The organism is Vallitalea sediminicola (assembly GCF_054408565.1).
Genome location: NZ_BTPT01000361.1, coordinates 1 through 212, shown reverse-complemented (window position 1 = coordinate 212; position 212 = coordinate 1). Strand labels below are relative to the sequence as shown.

The following is a 212-nucleotide window of genomic DNA, read 5'->3' as shown; positions in this document are numbered from 1 at the left end:
AGAAAATGATGTTATGAGAAAGAGATTACTGTTGTCTAAACGTATAGAATCAATATTATATATAATTTTTAATATGAATGTTATAACAAAATTTGAGATGAATATTCATGATTATGTTAATAAACATGGGTATTGTGAATTTGATAAAATGAGTTCAATTTATTTGAATGAATTAAATCTATTATATAAAGATAGTTTATGTATAGAAGAAT

The 212-nt window shown here is 19.8% G+C and carries 1 protein-coding gene; it reads left to right on the top strand.

Annotation, left to right across the window (positions count from 1 at the left end; translation table 11 throughout):
- Window positions 1–31 precede the first annotated feature (31 nt).
- Window positions 32–212 (top strand): hypothetical protein (locus ACX6CF_RS27055; RefSeq protein WP_458788473.1); only part of this gene is annotated, 181 nt, incomplete at its 3' end.